We start from the raw sequence: 5694 nt of genomic DNA on the forward strand, positions 1-5694 counted from the left end.
CACCCCGGTAGTGCCGGCCGCTGGCCGGCAGCCGCAGTCCCCCTGATCTGCCCAGGATGCCGGCCAGCGGCCGGCACTACCGCCCCCGGAGTTCGGGGACAGCGCCGCAGGCGCGGGGGCGTGGAGGCCGGTAAGTGGGGCCCGCGGTTCGCGCAGCGAATTGCGGGAGCGACAGCACGCATGTGCCGAGCGTACCCGGCCAGCGGCCGGCACTACCAAACCGTCAGACAGCGGCCAGCCCCTCCCAGCGAAGCGGCCCTTGCCCCGGCCGCCGTTTCGCGGCACGCTTCGCGCTTCCGTACGCAAGCGTATCGACAATGTCGCCAGCCAACGAAAGCGCCTACCCCCATCTGTTCGCCCCGCTGGACCTGGGCTTCACCCAGCTGCGCAACCGCGTATTGATGGGCTCGATGCACACCGGCCTGGAGGATCGCGCCCGCGACTTCCCGCGGCTGGCGGCCTACTTCGCCGAACGCGCCGAGGGCGGTGTCGGCCTGATCGTCACCGGTGGCTTCGCGCCGAACGTGGTCGGCTGGCTGAAGCCGTTCGGCGGCAAGCTGTCCTGGCCCTGGGAAGTACGTCCGCATCGGCAGCTCACCGCCGCCGCGCACCAGCACGGCGCGAAGATCTGCCTGCAGCTGCTGCATGCCGGCCGCTATGCCTACCACCCTTTGTCGGTGGCGCCGTCGAAGCTGAAGGCACCGATCAACCCGTTCACCCCGCGTGCGTTGTCGGCCAGCGGCGTCGAGCGGCATATCGCCGACTACGCACGCAGCGCGAAGCTGGCCCGCGAGGCTGGCTACGACGGTGTGGAAGTGATGGGCTCGGAGGGCTACCTCATCAACGAGTTCATCGCCCCGCGCACCAACAAGCGCACCGACCGCTGGGGCGGCGATGCCAACCAGCGCATGCGCTTCGCGGTCGAGATCGTGCGCCGCATCCGCGAGGCCTGTGGCCCGGACTTCATCATCATCTACCGCCTGTCGCTGGTGGACCTGGTGGAGGACGGCAGCAACTGGGAGGAGATCGTGCAGCAGGCGCAGGCCATCGAGGCCGCCGGCGCGACGATCATCAATTCCGGCATCGGCTGGCACGAAGCCCGTATTCCGACCATTGCCACCTCGGTGCCGCGCGCTGCCTTCGCCGGGGTCACCGCCAAGCTCAAGCCGCATGTGAAGGTGCCGCTGGTGGCGACCAACCGCATCAACATGCCCGACGTGGCCGAGCGCATCCTGGCCGGCGGCGGCGCCGACATGGTGTCGCTGGCGCGGCCGCTGCTGGCCGACCCGCAATGGCCGAACAAGGCCCGTGCCGGCCGCGCCGAGGCAATCAACACCTGCATCGCCTGCAACCAGGCCTGCCTGGACCACGTGTTCGAGAACAAGCTGGCCAGCTGCCTGGTCAATCCGCGCGCCGCCCACGAGACCGAGCTGGTCTATCGCCCCACCGCCACGCCGAAGAAAGTTGCCGTGGTCGGTGCTGGCCCGGCAGGCCTGGCGTGTGCCACCGTCGCTGCCCAGCGCGGCCACCAGGTCACCCTGTTCGATGCCAACGAGGAGATCGGCGGCCAGTTCAACGTGGCCAAGCGCATCCCCGGCAAGGAAGAGTTCCACGAGACCCTGCGCTACTTCCGCCACACGCTGGCCGAAACCGGCGTGCAGCTGCGCCTCGGCACCCGCGCCGATGCCGCCACCCTGGCCGGCTTCGACGAGGTGGTGCTGGCCACCGGCATCACCCCGCGCAAGGTCGACTTCCCCGGCGCCGACCACGCCAAGGTGGTCAGCTACCTGGACGTGCTGCTGGGCCGGGTTGAAGTGGGCACCAATGCGGCAATCATCGGCGCCGGCGGCATCGGCTTCGATGTCGGCGAGTTCCTCAGCCACGCAGGTGAGTCACCCTCCCTCGACCCGCAACGCTGGATGGCCGAATGGGGCGTGGACAGCGCGTTCGAGGCCCGCGGCTCGCTGGGCCGGCCCGAGGTCGAGGCGTCACCGCGTCGGCTCTGGCTGCTGCAGCGCAGCCCGGGCAAGCCCGGCGCGCGACTGGGCAAGACCACTGGCTGGATTCACCGCGCCACACTGAAGGCCAAGGGCGTGCGAATGCTCGGTGGCGTCGAGTACCTGGGCGTGGACGACGAGGGCCTGCGCATCCGCGTGGAAGGCAGCGAACAGCTGCTGCCGGTCGACCATGTGGTGATCTGCGCCGGGCAGGAACCGAACCGTGCATTGCAGGCCGAACTGCAGGCCGCCGGCATCAACGCGCAGCTGATCGGGGGTGCCGATGTGGCCGCCGAACTGGATGCGAAGCGGGCCATCGACCAGGGCAGCCGGGTGGCCGCCGCGCTCTGATGAGCGCCTGAATGGGGGGCGGAATGTGATTTCCGTCACCCCTGCCGAACCTGAATGTCAAGCCGGGCGGTTCACGATGCGTTCGGCTATCCCCCCCTACCTTGCGCCATCTTTCCGCTCACCAGCCAGTTTCCGGTGAGCCGGCGCAGCCCCCTCGATCGGTACTGATCGTTTCTTTTGGGGCTGCCCACGGGGCGGCCCCGATGGCCGCCTCCCCATGACGCCAAGTCGTACCCCGCCTCCTGTCGCCCCCGCGGCCGGAACCGGAGCGTGCGGCCCATACGGAGCAAGGAGTTATATGAAACTGGCCTGGATTCTCTGGCTGTCGCAGTTGTTGCCTCAGCCGGCCGCTGATTCATTGTGTTTGAGCACCACCGTTTACCTGGAAGCCCGCGACCAGACCCTGCGTGGCCAGCAGGCCGTCGCCGAGGTCGCCCTGCGCCGCCTCGACAGTGGCCTGTGGGGCGACTCCATGTGCCAGGTGGTCACCGCGCGCAAGCAGTTCGCACCGACCATCGTCTCGCCCGGCACCCAGCTGGGCAATGATGCGGCCTGGAGCGAGGCGATGAACGTGGCCTTCGACGCCGAGCGCAACTGGGCGCTGCCGGCCGGCGAGCGCCGCGAGATCGTGCCCGGTGCCAGCCACTTCGCCGCGCTGTCCATCGCCAGCCCGAACTGGCGCAATGCCTACCAGGTGGCCACCATCGGCGATCACACCTTCTATAAGGTGCAGAACCTCAAGCCGCGGCAGTCGTAACGATCCGTGCTGGCGGCAGCGTTGCCGCCCGCTGGCAAGCTCTGGGATAGTGGGCGTTTCCCGCCCGCATCACCTGGAGTTCCCATGAAGCTGTACAGCAAGCCCGGTGCCTGTTCCACCGCCGACCACATCGCCCTGCAGTGGACCGGCCAGCCGTTCGAGGTTGAACTGCTGAACAAGGACACCCTGAAGGGCCCGGAATTCCTCAAGATCAATCCGGCCGGTGCCGTCCCCGCACTGGTCGACGGCGACTTCGTGCTGCTGCAGAACGCCGCGATCATGGGCTATATCGCCGACAGCTTCCCGCAGGCCGGCCTCGGCGGCGACGGCAGCCCGCGCCAGCGCGCCGAAGCCACCCGCTGGCTGGCCTTCGTCAATTCCGATGTGCATCCTGCCTTCTCGCCGCTGTTCGCGCCGGGCAAGTTCATTGCCGACGAGAGCCAGTTCGATGCGATCCGCGCCGCCGCGCACAAGCGCCTGCGCGCCCTGTTCGAGACCGCCGACAAGCAGCTGGCCGACAAGCCGTGGCTGGCCGGCTTCCGCAGCTTCGCCGACCCGTACTTCTACATCACGCTGCGCTGGGCTGCTGGCACCAAGGTCGACCTGTCCGGCCTGGACAACCTGGCCGCCTACAAGGCGCGCATGGATGCCGATGCCGGTGTGCAGGCCGCGCTGAAGGCCGAAGGCCTGGCCTGATCCAGACCATGGGTCGGAGCCGTCTGCGCAGCAGACGGCTCTGCCCCCATCGTTGCAATCGCCACACTCAGCCGATCTGGCGGATCACTTCGCCCTTGGCATCGCGCAGGTAGGTCGGCACCACTTCGATGCGCAGCGCCGCCGCCACCGTGTAGATGCCGCGCTCGGCCCGCACGCCTGCCAGCGCCTGCAGTCCCGACTCGTCCAGTGCCCAGCGCGCGCTGTCGGCCGATACCTCGCTGGTTTCACCGCCCGCGGCCGGAATGAATTCCCACTGCCGCTCGCGGCTGACCAGTTCCAGTGATTTGCCGTGGCGCAGGCGCAATGGCAGCAGCTCGCACACGCTGGCCACCTGGCCCGCACCGAGCACCAGGGTGGTGACGCCCGCTTCCTGGCGCCAGTCCAGCGTCTCGATGAACAGCATGCCGGTGCTGGAGCCCTCGCGCTCGCTGCCGGCCTGCACCTGTGCAGCCAATGCCGGATCCTCCAGCAGGTTGCCGCGATGCAGGTCGCTGATCCACAGCGGCATCGCCGGTTGCAGCGCCTGCAGCACGCCGCGCGTCGACCAGCGCTTGACCGCTTCCATCTCCTCATCGGTCAACCCGACCAGCTGCAGGAACTGCAGGTGGCCATTGGCGGTGTCGCGTGCGGGCAACTGCGGATCTGCGACGAAGGCCAGATGGCACAAGCGCGTGTTGGTCTCCAACGCGATCGGGCCGTTGGCGTTGAGGTGGTGGCCATCCTCGAACACGTTGCCACTGCCGAACACATAGCGCGCCAGGTTCTGCAGCAGGTTCATCGGCCACGCCGGTGGCGTGCTGCCGGCGTTCTCACCGGCGTCGGCAGCGAGGCGGAAGGTCAGCTCGAAACCATAGCCACTGGCGGTGGCATCACTGCTCTCCTTGGCGTACAGCTCGGAGAAGCCGTAGGTGATGTAATGCCAATGCGGTACCGGCGCATCCGCCCAGTACACGCTGATGCCATCCAGCGGATCCTGGCCACCGAGCGTGTACGGAAGCGCGGTGCCGAAGTGACGCGGTTCCTGCCCGGCATACAGCGGCGCCAGCGCCGCATTGATCGCGTCCCAGCCGGGGGTATCGGTGTCGTCGTGGTCGTCCTGCACGCGGGACTCCTTGTGGGGAAGTGAACCGATCACTTTACGCGGTGGCTCAGGCCTGCACGACCTCGCCGCCGCCATTGACCACGGCCGCCTGGGTCTCCTGCCACCAGCGCTGCGCCAATGCCGGGCTGCGCGCCTTGCCCACCGCCGCCAGCAGTTCCGGGCACAGGCGCTCCAGTGCCAGCGCATCGGTGCAGCGTTCGATCTTCAACTGCATGAAATAGCCCTTCAGGCCCAGATGCCGACGCACGGCCTCACTCATCGCGTCGTACAGTTGCTGGTACAGCGCCGGGTCCTGTTCACGGCCGGTGCTGATGCTGCGCGTCGGTGCGGTTTCGACACTTCCGCCGATCACTTCAATCAGGCCCTGCGCGGCCAACTGCTCCAGTGCATCCGGCGGTGCGCGCAGGCCTTCGAACAGGCCGCGCAATTCAGTGTCATCGCGATGGCCGTCGACCATCAGCAGGATCGAACGCAGTGCCGCCGGCAGGCGCCGACCACGGTCCTCGATTTCCTGGCGGCCAGCGGCCGTCTTGGCGTGCAGCAAAGCCATTGCCTCCCCCCAATCTCTCGATGCGCAATGCCAGCGCGCCCTGGCGGGCGCGCTCCCCTGTGTGCCATCCCCGGACGGCACGCGCCTTCCCCGGCGCGCACCGCGTGTTGCAGGTCGATGACAGGCCGAGCTTAGCGCAAGTGCTGCGGGTAGTGCCGGCCGCTGGCCGGCAACCTCGGGATTGATGGGGGTGCCGGACAGCGGCCGGCACTACCGGATC

Annotated in this window: 5 protein-coding genes; 3 read left to right on the forward strand and 2 right to left on the reverse strand. The window is 68.4% G+C overall.

What is annotated here, in order from left to right; translation table 11 throughout:
- The first annotated feature begins 317 nt into the window (after positions 1–317).
- The 3 genes from V3B48_RS06745 to V3B48_RS06755 all read left to right on the forward strand — a co-directional run bounded on the left by V3B48_RS06745 (position 318) and on the right by V3B48_RS06755 (position 3801).
- A complete protein-coding gene (locus V3B48_RS06745; protein ID WP_032130479.1) occupies positions 318–2348 on the forward strand; it encodes an NADPH-dependent 2,4-dienoyl-CoA reductase in 2031 nt (676 codons plus the stop codon).
- Positions 2349–2646: 298 nt separating this feature from the next.
- A complete protein-coding gene (locus V3B48_RS06750; protein WP_004154513.1) occupies positions 2647–3105 on the forward strand; it encodes a cell wall hydrolase in 459 nt (152 codons plus the stop codon).
- Positions 3106–3189: 84 nt separating this feature from the next.
- Positions 3190–3801 carry a glutathione S-transferase N-terminal domain-containing protein gene (locus V3B48_RS06755; RefSeq protein WP_032130478.1) on the forward strand — a complete coding sequence of 204 codons (612 nt, stop codon included), beginning with the start codon at positions 3190–3192 and terminating at the stop codon, positions 3799–3801.
- 67 nt (positions 3802–3868) lie between these two features.
- On the opposite strand, the gene V3B48_RS06760 is transcribed toward V3B48_RS06755, so the two are convergent.
- Both V3B48_RS06760 and V3B48_RS06765 read right to left on the reverse strand, forming a co-directional pair.
- Complete coding sequence (locus V3B48_RS06760) at positions 3869–4924, reverse strand: suppressor of fused domain protein (protein WP_329893404.1); 1056 nt, start codon at positions 4922–4924, stop codon at positions 3869–3871.
- A gap of 46 nt (positions 4925–4970) precedes the next feature.
- Positions 4971–5474, reverse strand: a complete 504-nt coding sequence (locus tag V3B48_RS06765; RefSeq protein ID WP_125895961.1) for a hypothetical protein — start codon at positions 5472–5474, stop codon at positions 4971–4973.
- Between the last annotated feature and the right edge of the window lie 220 nt (positions 5475–5694).

The organism is Stenotrophomonas sp. SMYL20 (genome assembly GCF_036320045.1).
GTDB classification, from domain to species: domain Bacteria; phylum Pseudomonadota; class Gammaproteobacteria; order Xanthomonadales; family Xanthomonadaceae; genus Stenotrophomonas; species Stenotrophomonas maltophilia_A.

Bases quoted from the DNA above. Each gene is read 5' to 3' on its own strand.
- V3B48_RS06745 (WP_032130479.1), top strand. From the start codon at position 318: ATGTCGCCAGCCAACGAAAGCGCCTACCCCCATCTGTTCGCCCCGCTG.
- V3B48_RS06750 (WP_004154513.1), top strand. From the start codon at position 2,647: ATGAAACTGGCCTGGATTCTCTGGCTGTCGCAGTTGTTGCCTCAGCCG.
- V3B48_RS06755 (WP_032130478.1), top strand. From the start codon at position 3,190: ATGAAGCTGTACAGCAAGCCCGGTGCCTGTTCCACCGCCGACCACATC.
- V3B48_RS06765 (WP_125895961.1), bottom strand. From the start codon at position 5,474: ATGGCTTTGCTGCACGCCAAGACGGCCGCTGGCCGCCAGGAAATCGAG.